Source organism: Cricetibacter osteomyelitidis (assembly GCF_004340985.1).
Lineage (GTDB): Bacteria > Pseudomonadota > Gammaproteobacteria > Enterobacterales > Pasteurellaceae > Cricetibacter > Cricetibacter osteomyelitidis.
In genome coordinates, this window is sequence record NZ_SLYB01000031.1 from 1 (window position 1) to 15,859 (window position 15,859).

General features: G+C 38.4%; 14 protein-coding genes and 2 pseudogenes. 2 read left to right on the plus strand and 14 right to left on the minus strand.

Features of this window, described 5'->3' with window-relative positions; translation table 11 throughout:
• The 9 genes and pseudogenes from EDC44_RS10955 to EDC44_RS10995 all read right to left on the minus strand — a co-directional run.
• A pseudogene (locus tag EDC44_RS10955) lies at positions 1–250 on the minus strand (bacteriophage T4 gp5 trimerisation domain-containing protein); the annotation flags it as partial.
• 88 nt (positions 251–338) lie between these two features.
• Complete coding sequence (locus EDC44_RS10960; RefSeq protein WP_131978804.1) at positions 339–1,007, minus strand: hypothetical protein; 669 nt, start codon at positions 1,005–1,007, stop codon at positions 339–341.
• Between the two features lie 128 nt (positions 1,008–1,135).
• Entirely contained in the window at positions 1,136–1,792 is a 657-nt protein-coding gene (locus tag EDC44_RS10965) for a hypothetical protein (protein ID WP_131978807.1), read from the minus strand.
• A gap of 8 nt (positions 1,793–1,800) precedes the next feature.
• Positions 1,801–3,492, minus strand: a complete 1,692-nt coding sequence (locus tag EDC44_RS13270; protein WP_243647944.1) for a hypothetical protein — start codon at positions 3,490–3,492, stop codon at positions 1,801–1,803.
• Positions 3,493–4,401: 909 nt separating this feature from the next.
• Positions 4,402–4,890, minus strand: a complete 489-nt coding sequence (locus EDC44_RS10975; protein WP_131978810.1) for a hypothetical protein — start codon at positions 4,888–4,890, stop codon at positions 4,402–4,404.
• Positions 4,859–5,764: a glycoside hydrolase family 19 protein gene (locus tag EDC44_RS10980; RefSeq protein ID WP_131978813.1), complete on the minus strand. Its 906-nt coding sequence runs from the start codon at positions 5,762–5,764 to the stop codon at positions 4,859–4,861. The genes EDC44_RS10975 and EDC44_RS10980 overlap by 32 nt, the downstream gene beginning before the upstream one ends.
• Before the next feature lie 678 nt (positions 5,765–6,442).
• A pseudogene (locus EDC44_RS10985) lies at positions 6,443–8,219 on the minus strand (type VI secretion system Vgr family protein); the annotation flags it as partial.
• 104 nt (positions 8,220–8,323) lie between these two features.
• Entirely contained in the window at positions 8,324–8,839 is a 516-nt protein-coding gene (locus EDC44_RS10990) for an Hcp family type VI secretion system effector (protein WP_131978819.1), read from the minus strand.
• 170 nt (positions 8,840–9,009) lie between these two features.
• Positions 9,010–9,690 (minus strand): amidophosphoribosyltransferase, encoded by a 681-nt coding sequence (locus EDC44_RS10995; protein WP_131978822.1) that lies wholly within the window; start codon positions 9,688–9,690, stop codon positions 9,010–9,012.
• Positions 9,691–9,841: 151 nt separating this feature from the next.
• On the opposite strand from EDC44_RS10995, the gene EDC44_RS11000 reads away from it, so the two are divergent.
• Entirely contained in the window at positions 9,842–10,654 is an 813-nt protein-coding gene (locus EDC44_RS11000) for a Cof-type HAD-IIB family hydrolase (RefSeq protein ID WP_131978825.1), read from the plus strand.
• Positions 10,654–11,127 (plus strand): tRNA (uridine(34)/cytosine(34)/5-carboxymethylaminomethyluridine(34)-2'-O)-methyltransferase TrmL, encoded by a 474-nt coding sequence (gene trmL, locus EDC44_RS11005; RefSeq protein ID WP_131978828.1) that lies wholly within the window; start codon positions 10,654–10,656, stop codon positions 11,125–11,127. The genes EDC44_RS11000 and trmL overlap by 1 nt, the downstream gene beginning before the upstream one ends.
• Positions 11,128–11,167: 40 nt before the next feature.
• Here the strand turns inward: trmL and era are convergent, their stop codons facing one another.
• The 5 genes from era to lepA are packed head-to-tail and all read right to left on the minus strand — an operon-like array spanning position 11,168 to position 15,842.
• Entirely contained in the window at positions 11,168–12,076 is a 909-nt protein-coding gene (gene era / locus EDC44_RS11010) for a GTPase Era (RefSeq protein ID WP_131978831.1), read from the minus strand.
• The gene (gene rnc / locus EDC44_RS11015) at positions 12,073–12,750 is read right to left on the minus strand and encodes a ribonuclease III (protein ID WP_131978834.1); all 678 of its coding nucleotides are present in this window, start codon (positions 12,748–12,750) and stop codon (positions 12,073–12,075) included. Before rnc ends, era begins: the two co-directional genes overlap by 4 nt.
• Before the next feature lie 3 nt (positions 12,751–12,753).
• Positions 12,754–13,056, minus strand: a complete 303-nt coding sequence (locus EDC44_RS13430; RefSeq protein WP_424276112.1) for a S26 family signal peptidase — start codon at positions 13,054–13,056, stop codon at positions 12,754–12,756.
• Between the two features lie 26 nt (positions 13,057–13,082).
• Positions 13,083–14,036: a signal peptidase I gene (gene lepB / locus EDC44_RS11025; protein ID WP_131978837.1), complete on the minus strand. Its 954-nt coding sequence runs from the start codon at positions 14,034–14,036 to the stop codon at positions 13,083–13,085.
• Positions 14,037–14,048: 12 nt separating this feature from the next.
• Complete coding sequence (lepA, locus tag EDC44_RS11030) at positions 14,049–15,842, minus strand: translation elongation factor 4 (RefSeq protein WP_131978863.1); 1,794 nt, start codon at positions 15,840–15,842, stop codon at positions 14,049–14,051.
• Positions 15,843–15,859: the final 17 nt, after the last annotated feature.

Sequence of the window (15,859 nt, forward strand, 5' to 3'; positions counted from 1 at the left end):
CGATAGTTTGAGTTTTGTCTTGTCCTATTGTGATGCTTTCATCCTGTTGTACCGTTTCGGTTCTATTATTACCGATATGAATCGTTTCATCATGCTCCACCTGCTCCGTGCGGTCGTTGCCGATTTGAGTGGTTTCGTCGTGATTAACCACGTTGTTTTGGTCGCGTTCAGCGTGGATAAAGATTTCTTCTTTATCCTTTTCGTCTTCAAACCGGAGTTCGTTAAAGCCGTTGCCTTTATGGGACTTGTTATATAAAATTTCTAAAAAATTAACCGCACTTTGAGTGGTCTTAGTTTCACTTCAAAAGCACGGTTATTTTTTACACTTTTTAACTGGTTTATTTAGGGGGCTCGCAATTCAGTTTAAAAACATTATTATCATGATTAAATTTATAAATTTCACCATTTAATTCAACTATAAACTGTTCATCTGTCTTATACCATTTTCCCTTTCTCTTTGTACTATCCAAAGCATCACAGGATTTTCCTAAATAGATTTCAGGGAGTAGCCAAGGCATAATAATAACTCCATTGGAATTCAGTTTACTTGAAATTACTTCATGCACCTCGGGTTTATAATAAAAATCACCGCCTAAATTATCTGAAAGTCTAGTTTTGGTAATGTGGCATAGTTTACGCATTGCTATGTTTTTATCTTTTTCTTGCTCAAGAATATAATTTAATTGTTCCTTAAAATCATCATTATAAGTTGAATAGTCTTCCACCGGTGTGTGAGTAGCATTTTCATAAGCATATATTTCACTTATTGATAGTAACAGTAACATCTTTTTTAATCTAGGATTATCACATACCAAATCGGACAATACAGATTTTTCCTTACAGCTAGCAATATTTTCTATTCTTCCATAAGGATACTTATCATAATATTCATCATTACTTCCCTCCAGTGATTTTGATATTACCTCGTATTCTTTATCCGTAACACAAGAGGCTTTAAGTTGTGTAGAAATTGAAAACAAAACTAAATAAATAAGTAGCTTAATCATAATATATTTCTTCCTATTTGTTCAAAACAGATAAAATAAGTTCTCATAACCATCAGTTTCTCATCAATTAGTCAGATTTCAAATTAAAGTTTTCCGCAAAATTTTTCACCTCAAGAGCAAATTAATATTCAATCATCTATTATCCTTTTACAATTAAGGGAAAAAACTTCCTCATTTCTATCGAATTTATATTTATCATTTCCAAGCTCCACAAAAAAGAATTCTCCACTTTTGTACCACTTTCCTTTTCTTTTATCACTACTTTCGGCATCACAAGATTTCCCCAAATAAATATTTCCATCCATAATTTCCAATATCACTCCATTGGAATTCTTTTTAATATAAATAGGCTCTATGTTTATAGTTTTATAAGGAGAATCTCCACCTAGAGAACTAGTAGTTTGCTGTTTTATTATATAACATAATTTCTTTAATGCTATTTTTTTATCCCACTCTTTCTCCATTATGTTATTTAACCAATCTTTAAATTCATTGTTATATGTCTGGTAATTATCAATTTGAATACGGTTGGCATTTTCATATGAATAAACTAAGCTAACCGATAGTAACAATAAAGCCTTTTTAAGTTTAACATCGGAACAAACAAGATCATTTAATGCTGAATTTTCTTTGCAAGATATCATATTAGGAACTTGATTATAATAATTATTATAAAATCTAATTTTATCATCTATTAGTTTTTCTTCTTCAAAAAGAATACACTGATTTCCATAAGACACGCTAACATTAAATAACACAAATAATATTAATAATATTCTTTTCATGACATCCCCTAATTATTTAGAATCTCCAGAGTTACATTTCTTACAGCTTCATAGCCGCCTATATCATCTATCATTTTCTTTGTTTCTTCTAATGCTTTTATTGTAAATTCAGCCGAATAATGAGCCTTATTTAAGCCATCACTATCATAATAACTTATTGTTCCATCAGAAATTCTTCCTAATTCACCTTTCTTTTTGGGTTTAACTCTTTTTCCTTTAGGCACGGCTGCTGATGCCCATTCTTGGGCAACTTCATATGCAGCTTCCTCAACAGTATTTTTATTTCTAAAATATCCAGAAATAATACTTCTCTTAATTTCCCAAAAAAACAGAGGGGTCAGCTGTTGGAAATTACGATCAAATAATTGAGAATTTTCATCAATCGTTTTATATGATTTTAACCATCGAAGAAATTGCCCTAAAGTACTAGGAATCATTTGGAATATACCTACTGCCTGCATATGCTTTTTATTTGATCCTATATAAGTGTCTTGTGCAGTTCTTATTTCTTTAATAGTCATTTTCTCAAGATGATACTGGACTGTCGGTTCAAAGTGACTTTCATATATTTTATTTCTTCCTTCTGCATCCCAACCCGTTATATTATAGGCGTTATAAGAACCTTTTGATTCTTTAGATACAATCAATTTAACAAGAGGCGTTTCAAACCAATCAAATTCAGCTCTCGGCGCTGCCAACCACCCCACAAATCCCAACGGATGAATATAATGCGCTTCCTTATCCGTATCAAACTGATTCACTTTCAGCTTTATCGATAAATCTTCCACCCGTTTGTTGATACGTTTCGCCGTCTCTTCGTCATTGTAACGGCGGTATAAATCACACACTTTGGCAAAATCCGCCTGGCGGGTACTTTTCCATTCGCTTTCGTGTTTGGCGATGATGCCCGTTAAGCGGCGTTGTTGAATGCTATCTAACAGCAAATTCTTTAATTTCCCCGCCTCAAATATCACCGGCGTTCCGTTGTCTTTCTCTAAATCTAGCTCATCCATTATCGCTTTAAACAACGGGGTTAGTTCGTCTTTTTGTTTTGCCGTCAGGTCACTCGCCGGATTTAAGTTTTCATGCAGCCCATTTTTGAAAATACAAAGTCCGTCGCTCTGTTGTTTAAATATATTCACTCCCGGAAACAATATTCCGTGTGTCACATGACTATTGTCCACATAAATTCCGGTCTTGCTCTTTACCGTTGTGTTATGCAGATACGGTTGAATGTTGTAGTAGTCTTTGGTTGCGTTGCCCTCTTTTATTGTTTTCTTTTCCGTTTCCGACAACGGCACCATGATTTCCGTTACCGTGCTGCCCAGTTTGACTGCTTTATTCTCCGTAATGCTGTAATAGGCACTATTGCGGGCAACATACAAAAAGTTGTCCGTCAGTTTCTTTTCCGCTTTATCCTTTTCATACTGCGCCTTGGCTATTGCCTGAAATGCTTCAATATCATCATAGGTAAACACTTCCAGATGTAACAGTTTCTTGTCCTGTTCGTCCATTTGGTTGTATTCCCCTATTAATCCCAGCTCCATACCCGCTTTCACCGCTATCGGTTTACTTAGTACCACCTCTTTGTCCGTTTCCGTCTCCAAATTATGTGCCGATAATAGTGGTATTCCGCTGATTTTCTCTTCCGCAGCAATCCGATATGAGCCGCTGAAGATTTTCCAATCCCAGTTACTCACTCTGATATTTTTTATTACATACAAGTGATCACTTTGTCTTAATTTTTGCAAATTTTTACAAAAATCTAACCACTTGTTATATAAAATTTCTAAAAAATTAACCGCACTTTAAATGTGTTTGAGTTTATTTCAAAAGTGCGGTTGTTTTTTATAATATGTAAATTGATATAAGTTAATTGACTTTTGCTCTTTTTTATTATTCTATTTATGATTTTTTATTTTTTAAATTTTTTATTTTTATAATTTGTTCGGTCATATAAATTTATCATTCTTATTTCCGTGCATAAATTAAACTATCATAATTAAAATTGACATATGGTATAATTATCACTCTTTGGCTCAATAACTATTTTCTTTTATAAAATTATTGAGTTTCTTTGAATGATAAAATTTCATGCAATTTGAAAAAATAGTATTCATTATCTTATCAGCTCCATTGTCTAAATGAATTGTTACACTATTTTTATAAAAACCTGAAGTATGTTTGTCTGTAAAGTCAAGGATTTTACCCCAATCATTTGGATTGTATTTTTCACTTAAAGAAGATGAATCATTAAATACTTCATATGATATTCCCAAATGATTATAATTATTTAATAAACATCTTTTTAAAATAAATTCCTTTACTATAATCTCTGCTTCAGAATTATTTCCCGCAAAAGATATAGAACTCCATAAAACTACTAATAAAGTTACAATATTTTTTCATTTTAACTCCCAGAATATAATTTTTGTGGTTTGAATAATCACTTTTTAAAAAATATAACAATTCTTTTCATTTGTTCACCTAAAAATCTCTTAGCTATACTTCTACTATCTTTAATTATTTATTTAGATTTATATTTTAAAAACCTTAATCTTCATCATTTAACATCCTTTAAAAACCATCTCAGTAAGAAATAAATATTCTCAATTATATATATGACCTTCAATATCTATCATTTGTTTTCTTTCCTCTTCACTTAAAAGATTTTCTATTCTATTATCAGGTGTAATAATCTCGTATTTTACTCTTATCCAATTATCTAATTTTTTATTATACTCATACTCTTCAACATACATTTCTTGATTTTTAGTTACATCATCGACTATTGCCAAGCAACCTCTTCCACAAGATCTTATGATAGGCTCCCATGTATACATCGAAATGAAATGATAAGTTCTTTGTTTAGTGGTAATATTAATGATACAGCTAGGAAAATCCTCTTTTTCTCTGGCTCTATAACATTTATAATTCAACTCATCATCTTTTCCATCTCCATCAAAATCAGATACTTCATTACCTAAAAAAGCTGGTGAGTAGACATTATCTATAGATGAACCATAACTAATTTTAATAGAAATAAGAAAGCAAAAAATAAAAAATTTAATCATCATATTTGATAAATTTCTTTTCATATATTTTTCTCCATCTTGGATTTTTATATAGGTTACTATTTTTAAATTTATAAGTGCCTATTGATGTTACTGATAGATTATTACAACATTCTCTTATCTTCATTAGTTTTATGATTTTTTTGACATTTACTTTCCTGTGTTCAAACCCATTACTCCCACCATTCACTCCAGCAGAAATAGCTATAAGATCATCTTCATCAGCAAACTTATTTAAATCACCTAATGCTGATTTATTTCGCCAGTACCAACCTGCAGATAAGCAAGAAAGGTGTAATTCTTTTGCAACAATATAAGGATTACTAATATCTTGTTCCTTTTCACCTAACTCTTTTAATTTTTTAAAAAAATCTTCATAATTATCTTTCCATGTTAACTGAATTAATCCTCTTCCCTTATATTTAGGACCAAATCCCTTAACATTATGACCATGAGCTATACATTCTTCATATCTATAAAAATTTCTTTTATATTTTTCGTAAGTAGCATACTTTATTGGATCTTTTTTGAATAATACATATTTCTTGTGACCATCTTCATGAGTTGAATTATCATAATCCCAACCACTTGAATATTCTTCTGTTGTAGCAAATAAAGTTTCTGCTTCTATTTGCGCCAAGAAATGTGCTTTTCTCAAACAAGTATTTATTCCAAATTTATTCATTGTATAATTTAATTTCCTAGTCAGTAGCTCTATATTTCTTTGCTCTTGAGGTAATGGGCAATTTTTAGCAGAAAAAAGTTTCTTCTTTCCATAAAATGAAACTAAATCATCAACTGTAAAATCCCTATTGCAAAAGCAACTACTAGCTTGTGCCACTGCAACTGGCTTTCCATTATGTTCACTTCGTTGTTGCTCATATTTTCCCGTTGTCATATTATCTCTCACTTGGTTTTCGTTGGCTATTAATAGGTAATATCAATTTATTTGGCAAGGCATTTTCATTCTTCAATTCATTGATATTCAATAAATTTTCTTTTGATAAATTAAACTTAGACGCAATAACGTCTAGCGTATCTCCATGTTCCACATTGTAATACGCTTGTCTATATACTGCAGGTGTATTATCAATGTTTTCTGTATCAAGAAGTGAAATTTTATAAGAGAGTTCATCTCCATTTTCTTTTTCAACGATGATTTCTATTTTTTCTTTTTCGTCTGAATAGATCCTTTTCGTTCTTGCCATTTCATCTAAAATTCCTGTATAGATAATTTCACCTTGCGAATTTTTGACTGTGTACGAAATTTCTCGATCTTTTAAATACCCAAATACATTGTAAAGATCTAGGCGATTACTATACTGGTAATCACTTGGTTGAGCCTCATGTACTTGCATAGTAAAGATATGAGTTGCATCCGCCTCACCACTCTCAAACACCAACTCGCCCTCAATCCGCACATTCCCCTCGAAAGTCACGCCCTCGGCATTAAATATCACCCGTCCGCCCGCACTTTCTAAAATCACTTCGTCATAGCCTTCGCAGTGGAAGGTTTCGCACAGTTGTTCGAAGAACTCACCGCTTGTCCAGTCGCCGTTATTCGCCACTTCAATGATGTAGTCATTTCCGACTTTCACTAAACTGTCGGCATATACTTCTATGCTTTGGCTGTTGCCGATGTTGAGGATGTCGTCTTTTTCAATTTTGGTAATACGGTTGCGCCCGATGGTTTGAGTTTTGTCTTGTCCGATGGTGATACTTTCATCCGTTTGTACGCTTTCAGTGCGATTATTACCAATATGAATCGTTTCATCATGCCCCACCTGCTCCGTGCGGTCGTTGCCGATTTGGGTAGTTTCGTCGTGATTAACCACGTTGTTTTGGTCACGTTCGGCGTGGATAAAGATTTCTTCTTTGTCCTTTTCATCTTCAAAGCGAAGTTCATTAAAGCCGTTGCCCTTGTGCGTTTTGGATTTTATCGACATGCGGGTTTTGTGTTCCGGCAGGTTATACGGCGGTTCGGTGGTGCTGTGATAGGTGCGGCCGGTGATGATGGGTTGGTCCGGGTCGCCTTCCAAGAAGTCCACGATGACTTCATGCCCGATTCTGGGGATGGCGATATTGCCGAACTGCGCCCCTGCCCACGCTTGGCTGACCCGCACCCAGCAGGAGCTGTTTTCGTTGTTTTCGCCCTCTCTGTCCCAAGGGAATTGGATTTTCACCCGTCCCCAGTCGTCGCAGTAAATCTCTTCGCCCGCCGGGCCGACAACATGCGCAATCTGCGGGCCGTCTACTCGCGGTTTCGGGTTCGGGGTCGGGCGCCATTGCGTGGCGCTTGGGATAAACCTGATATGGTTTTCATAGCGGTTGCCCTGTTCCCCCGCTTCTTCTTCCAGAATGCCGGGCTGCCAGCCGCGATGCTCTACTTCCACCGCTAACCAACTTTGGTTGAAACTTTCCCGCGGATGCCCCGAGAGGGTAAAGCGATAACCAGGAATCAGGCGTAAATCATCCCCCGTTGCAAGTGCCACTTCCGCTTCGCGCTGTTCGTATTCCAATCGGTAGCGGCTGAACGGTTCGCCCTGTGCATCGCGTTTGTAACGCCCCGGGTAATCGTATTTTTCGTAAATATTGACCGCACTTTCGCCGAGTACGCTAGTTTGCTGCAGGGCATGTTGGTGTTCTTGAGAGTAAGTCGGGTGGGTGAAGGTGTAATCGCGTAGGGTTTGGCGGTTGGTGCCAAGTTTGGCTTGATATGCCCAGTGCCATAAAGCGGCTTCGGGGCGTTCACCGGCAGGCGTGGGATTATAAAGCAATGTGCCTTTTTCCGCTGCCAGTGCACTGTGGTTGCTGAAATGCAGGGTGTGACCGTCTTCGGTATGTGAAAAATAATAATATGTCCCTTCTTCCGCCGCCAGTCGTTCGATAAAGGCTAAGTCCGTTTCCCGGTATTGTACGCAGTATTCCCGTTGCCAATAACTGTCACTTAAATGAAATTCGACTTGGTTGATATGATTCTTTGAAAGGAGTTGACGTAGGATTTTTTCGCTGTCTTGTTGTTGGAAGATTTTATTATCCGATTGATAGGAGGCCCGCACCAAATCCGGCTCGATGACCATGTTATAGCGGGTACGGGAAAAGCCGCTTTCGCCCTGTACCAACTGCGTCACAATCCCATTAACATAACGTATCGGCTCAGAGCCTTGCCAGAAAGTGAGTGTGGCGCTGTTGTCCAAAATCTCAGCAAAAGAAGGCGACGAATCAAAACTCGCCAACTCCAATTCCAGACGAAAAAGTTGAGAAAGCCCTTCTTTTAATACAAAACTGACGACATCGAATTCGGTAGTGCTGTTCACGTTTAAACTATAGCGGTAGTTGGATTGTTGAGGCATTGTATTTTTCTTTCTTAAATCTTAAAAAAGTATTTTTCCTATAATACAAAAAAACCCCAAGCAAGGTAAATGCCAGGGGCTTATGAATATCTGTTAAGCTAAAATCAAACTTGCGGTTTGCGCCAGTCATCTGAACCGGAAGTACCTGCGATAGTGTGATCCCAGTTGATTTTACGGTAGCTCATACTCACTTCTAATAATTGAGTATAAGGTGCATTACTTGGATCTTGTGCATTTGGCATAACCAAATTCATATCCACAATTACCGCATCTTCCAATACCGTTGAGAAAAACTCTTCTTGGCGACCATCAATTGAAGTGCGATACCAAGTGACTTCTACTTTAGGTAACATTTCACCGGAAGCTAATGCGTTGTACATTAACGGTACGGCTTTATTTAATGAGCAAGTGAATTTGAATGCCTGGTGTACGCGTTGACCTGACGGTTGACCTGATTGAGGATCCGTCGGCACAGTTACGATATGGCTGATTGCTTGAGCCATGATTTCATCTTCATGACCCTCAACATACACATTACCGACTGAATCTTCAGTAAATGCGCCGGCTGTAATTTTGCCTTGATTACTGCCTTCAATAGAAATAAACGCTGGTGTTGGCATAGTATTCTCCTAGAATATAGTGGTATAAATTGCTCTGTCTCTAAAAGACGGTCTCAATATAATGTAAGTTTAGGGCTTTGACTAGCGGAAAATCTTTACCTTAGTACAATTTTTAATATTTATGGCAAAAAGCTGCCAAAATATATTTAAACTGATAAAGTTTTAATACGCTACACACGACATAATCCCCACACCTGAATATTTCGCACACCGGCTTTACGTAATTGTTTACTGATTTCATTCAACGTTGCGCCTGTGGTAATCACGTCATCTACCAAAGCCACCGATTGATAATGCCGAATATCCGAATTCACGGCAAAAGCATTTTTTAAATTACACCTGCGTTCTTTAGCGGTTAAACCGCGCTGTGTATGTGTATTTTTTAGGCGTATAAGCAAATCATTTCGGCAAGTTATATCAAGTTTCTGTGCAATTTGTTTTGCCAATAAATCTGCTTGATTATATCCGCGCCGCCATTGGCGGAGATGATGTAAGGGGACAGGCATAATCATATCGGGCAAAGTTAATTGATGCGTTCGTCTGGCATTATGCACCGCCAATAATAATAACCGACCTAAAGTGCGGTCTAACCAAAATTGATTTTGAAATTTAAAACGATGTACTAAAGCAGACAAGGGTTCACGATATTTACCAACTACCACAAGATGATCCCACAAAGGATCAACACGTAAACAATGCCCGCAATGTTTCGCGTTATAAGGTAATTCGACACCACATCCCGCACAATAAGCTACTCGCTGGATTTTTTTATTACATTTACTGCACAACCCGTGATGACCGATATTTAACCTTTGCTGACATTCCACACAACAAAAATTTAACCAATTCATACCGCACTTTTTATTTTTAATCAGAACGGCAGCATAAAAAAGTGCGGTGAATATTGGAAAAGTTTTTACATTTGATGATTTAATTTTGTGATCCGGCTTCCAAAAATGTTAAAATTATTCGCAATTTTTCGCTTATCTGTAAGGATTTTTAATGACAGTCCCTAATTATCGAGATCAAATCAAAATCGTTTTTTTCGACATTGACGACACCCTCTACCTTAAACACGAAGACTTTATACCGGACAGCGTGCAAACGATATTCCGTAAATTGAAACAAAACGGTATTATTCCGGCTATCGCCACAGGGCGTACCAAAGCCAGTTTTCCGGTAAAATTAAAACCTATTTTAGAGCAAGAAAATGTTGAAACTTTTGTCACTATGAATGGACAGTACGCGACTCATCAAGGCAAGGTTGTAAAATATTATCCATTACAAAAACAGGATCTTAACCGCGTTATTCACTTTTTCAAACAGCATAATATTGAATATGCGTTTATCTCTAACGAAGCGGTCATCGTTTCAGATATTACACCGGAACTGAAATTCGCTTTAGATCCTATTACAACGGATTATTATCCGGATCCGAATTATGCTGAACAAAATGAAGTTTGCCAATTACTTGCATTTTATGCCGAAGATAAAGACCAATTTGTGCAAGATGCCGACATTTATGCCAATTTACGTACGGTACGCTGGCACGAATATTCAGTGGATATTTTCGATAAACAGGGGTCAAAAGCACGGGGTATTCAAAATATGCTTGATCACCTTGGTTTAGATTGGCATAACACCATGGCATTCGGTGACGGTTTAAATGATATTGAAATGCTGACTCAAGCGGGTGTAGGCGTAGCAATGGGCAACGGTCATGCGGATTTAAAAGCCGTAGCAGATTATGTAACCGATTCCGTAGCAGAAAACGGTATTTATAATTTCTTAGTCAAAGCAGGATTAATCGATTAATGTTAGATATTGTTTTATACGAACCGGAAATTCCGCAAAATACCGGAAATATCATTCGCTTATGTGCCAACACCGGTTTTCGCCTGCATCTGATCGAACCGCTTGGTTTTACTTGGGATGATAAACGCTTACGCCGTTCAGGCTTGGACTATCACGAATTTGCTGAAATCAAAAAGCATAAAACCTATGAAGCCTTTTTAACTGCCGAGCAACCGAAACGCCTGTTTGCGATGACAACCAAAGGCAAACCGGCTCATAGCCAAGTACAATTTGAATTAGGTGATTATTTGATGTTCGGACCGGAAACCCGCGGTATTCCTATGAGTATTTTAGATACATTACCTATGGAACAGAAAATTCGTATTCCAATGACGGAAAACAGCCGCAGCATGAATTTGTCCAATTCCGTGGCTGTTGCAGTATATGAAGCATGGCGGCAACTGGGTTATCAAGGTGCGGTAAATCTCGCCTAGAAACTCAAAGTGCGGTCAAATCCGACCGCACTTTTTGTATTTATTCATCAATATAACCCAAACTACGCAAAGCACGCTCATCGTCTGCCCAGCCTGCTTTGACTTTCACCCACAGTTCTAAATGTACTTTGTTGTCGAATAATTTTTCCATATCTTGACGGGCTTCCGTACCGATTTGTTTGATTTTTTGTCCGCCGGCACCGATAACCATTTTTTTCTGCCCATCGCGTTCCACTAAAATCAAGCCATTGATTTCGTAAGTACCACGTTCGTTTAACTTAAATTGTTCGATTTCCACCGTCACCGAGTAAGGTAATTCTTCGCCAGTGAAACGCATTAATTTTTCACGGATAATTTCCGATGCCATAAAACGCTGTGAGCGGTCAGTAACGTATTCTTCCGGGAAATGATGTACGCCCGGACGCAATGATTTACGCACGATTTTTTCTAATTCGTGTACATTATTGCCGCGTTGTGCAGAAATCGGCACAATATGGGCAAACTCAAATTTAGCGCTTAATTCCGTAATAAACGGCAATAAATCGTCTTTATTTTTGACGTTATCAATTTTGTTAATGACTAACACCACCGGTGTTTTGGCTTGGCGTAATTTATTCAGCACCATTTCGTCATCCGCCGTCCAATGCGTGCCGTCCACCACAAAAATAATCAAATCCACATCACCAATGGCACTGCTTGCTGCACGGTTCATCAAGCGGTTGATCGCTCGTTTTTCTTCAATATGTAATCCCGGCGTATCCACATAAACCGCTTGATACTCACCGTCCGTATGAATTCCCACTATGCGGTGACGGGTAGTTTGCGCTTTGCGGGACGTAATAGAAATTTTTTGTCCTAAAATTTTGTTTAATAAGGTGGATTTCCCTACATTCGGACGACCTACAATGGCGATAAAGCCGCAATAGGTTTGTTGTTCTTGTTCTGTCATTTAATTTTTAACTCTTGTAAAATTTGTTCTGCGGCATTTTGTTCCGCTTTGCGACGACTACTGCCTTGACCTATAAAAGTGCGGTCGATATTTTTCACATTACATTCAACTTTAAAGGTTTGGCAATGCGCTTCTCCTTGAATATCCACCACTTCATAAGTTGGTAACGGTAATCTGCGCCCTTGCAGATATTCTTGCAAACGGGTTTTCGGATCTTTTTGATTCTCTCCCGGTTTGATTTCTTGTAATAACGGCTGATACCAACGGCGGATAATTTCCGTTGCGGTGTTTAAATCCGCATCTTGGGAAATCGCGCCGATAATAGCTTCTACCGCATCCGCTAAAATAGATTCACGGCGAAATCCACCACTCTTTAATTCGCCTGAACCTAAGTGTAAATACTCGCCCAAGGCAAATTGGCGGGCAAGGATCGCTAAGGTTGGCTCTCGCACTAAGGTAGCACGCATTCTGCTCAATTCCCCTTCATTACAACGAGGAAATTGATGATACAAGGCTTCAGCAATGGTAAAGTTTAAAATGGAATCACCTAAAAATTCTAACCGCTCATTGTGATCATTACTGGCACTGCGATGGGTTAACGCCTGCTTCAACAATGCGAGCGTACTGAATTGATAACCGATACGACGTTGTAATTTTTCTAAATTTACTTTCATAACTTATTGAATTCTTATAAAAAACCGTTCATCCATTCGCATTGGGTTAAAAAGCACTTTATCCACTTTTGCCACTAAATCCTTTTGTTCCACAAATCCTTGAAAACGGCTGTCATTGCTATAATCACGACTATCCCCCATCACGAAATAATAACCTTTTGGTACAACCCATTCGCCTGACTGGTAATTAGCAAAGATAAAATCATTAATCGTCAATGTAGGCATCATACTGGCGCTAGGTACAAAGTACACAAAATAAGAAACCAAACCACGCAATATAGCAAGCATAACAATGATTTTAAACAAAGTCTTCGTTAATCGTTTAAGCCTCATTATTGAATTTTCGTAAACATACGGTCAAAACGCAAACCTTTCGGCCATTCGCCCGCTTGTTTATCCAGACTGAGCCAAATATAAGCGGCTTTACCCACAATATTTTGTTCCGGTACAAAGCCCCAATAACGACTGTCTCCGCTATTGTCACGGTTATCACCCATCATAAAATACTGACCTTCCGGCACTACCCATTCCGTTTGCGGATAGAAAAACGGTTGCGGACTATTTAAAATTTGATGTGTTACATCTCCGATTTCGGTTCTTTCTATTTGTTCCATGCCGTTATACACAAATTCGGGATTGGATACGCCTTGGCTATATTGGAAAACGACTACATTGCAGTTTTCCTCGCAAGGTTTGCCGTCTTTACCATGAGTAACTACAAGCGTTTGATTTTCCAAATTATATACAATCTTGTCACCGCCCACGCCGATAATACGTTTAATATAATCTACCGTCGGTTGAGGCGGCGCTTTAAAGACCACAATATCACCTCGCTGCGGTTTACCGGTTTTAATCAAGGTATTTTGGAATACGGGATCTTTAATGCCGTAAGCATACTTTTCGACAATAAGAAAATCACCAACCCGTAATGTCGGTTCCATTGAACCGGACGGAATTTGGAAGGGTTCCCAAATAAAAGAACGCAATACTAACACAAATGCCAAAACAGGAAATAATGAAGCGATAAATTCAGTGCCTTCGGACACAGGCTCTACATTAGCTTTTTCATCATCAGTTAAACTTCTACCGCTACGCTGTTCTAAACGTGCGATCTGGCGTTGTTGTTTCGGTAATGCCACAAAACGACGATAACACCAGAAAATGGCTGAAAGTGCGGTCAAAATAATCAATAAAATTGAAAAGGTATTCGGCAGTTGCATTTGATCCAACAGCTTCCATCCCATAAAACCGGCTACCAATAAAATAGGTAAAAAGAATTTTGACATTATAATTCCTTATTAATCTTTTCCAACGTGTAAAATGGCTAAAAACGCTTCTTGAGGCACTTCCACGTTGCCCAATGATTTCATCCGTTTTTTACCTTCTTTTTGTTTTTGCAATAATTTTTTCTTACGGCTCACGTCACCACCGTAACATTTTGCTAATACGTTTTTACGCAACTGTTTCACCGTAGAACGGGCGATAATATGGTTGCCGATAGCCGCTTGAATGGCGATATCGAATTGCTGGCGTGGAATGAGTTCTTTCATTTTTTCCACTAATTCGCGGCCGCGATACGGTGCATTGTCTTTGTGTACGATTAAGGCCAATGCATCTACACGCTCGCCGTTAATCATAATATCTACCCGCACCATATCGCCCGCTTGAAATTTCTTAAAGCCGTAATCCAACGATGCATAACCGCGGGATGTGGATTTCAAGCGGTCAAAGAAATCTAACACAACTTCACCCATCGGAATTTCATAGGTCAACGCCACTTGGTTGCCGTGATATACCATATTGGTTTGCACACCGCGTTTTTCGACGCACAGTGTAATCACATTGCCTAAATATTCCTGCGGTAATAACATATTACATTCCGCAATCGGCTCGCGAATCTCGGCAATATTATTTAACGGCGGTAATTTCGATGGGCTATCCACATAGACAACTTCGCCGTTGGTTTGTTCCACTTCATAGACTACGGTCGGTGCGGTGGTGATCAAATCAAGATCATATTCACGTTCTAAACGCTCTTGAATGATCTCCATATGCAATAAGCCTAAGAAGCCGCAACGGAAACCGAATCCCAGTGCCGTTGATGTTTCCGGTTCATAGAATAAGGACGCATCATTCAAACTGAGTTTGCCTAATGCATCGCGAAAGGCTTCGTAGTCATCCGAACTAATCGGGAAAATCCCCGCATACACTTGCGGTTTAACTTTTTTAAAGCCTGGTAACGGCAAACTTGCCGGATTGTTATGATGAGTTAAAGTATCGCCCACCGGTGCGCCTAAAATATCTTTGATGGCACAAACCACCCAACCCACTTCGCCGCATTTTAATTCGGTAGTATCTTGTTGTTTCGGGGTAAAAATGCCTAAACGATCCACGCCATAGCTTTGACCGGTAGTCATCACCTTGATTTTGTCGCCTTTTTTCAAGGTGCCGTTTTTGATTCGTACCAAAGACACTACGCCAAGATAGTTGTCAAACCAAGAATCAATAATTAAGGCTTGCAACGGAGCATTAGGATCGCCTTCCGGTGCCGGCACTTTTGCCACAATTTCTTCTAACACATCTTCAATGCCTTGGCCGGTTTTCGCCGAACAACGTACCGCTTCCATAGCATCAATGCCCACGATATCTTCAATTTCTTCTGCTACACGTTCAGGATCAGCGGCAGGCAGGTCGATTTTATTTAAAATCGGCACCACTTCTAAATTCATTTCAATGGCAGTATAACAGTTCGCCAAGGTTTGTGCTTCCACACCTTGTCCGGCATCCACCACCAATAACGCCCCTTCGCACGCCGCCAAAGAACGGGAAACTTCATAGGAAAAGTCCACGTGTCCCGGTGTGTCGATAAAGTTTAATTGATAGGTTTCCCCGTCTTTGGCTTTATAATTTAAGGTTACGCTTTGGGCTTTAATAGTGATCCCACGTTCACGTTCCAAATCCATTGAATCTAAAACCTGGGCTTCCATTTCGCGATCGGACAAACCGCCGCAAGTTTGGATCAAACGATCGGAAAGCGTGGATTTCCCGTGGTCAATATGGGCAATAATAGAGAAATTTCGGATATTTTTCATCATAATATTAAGTTAAT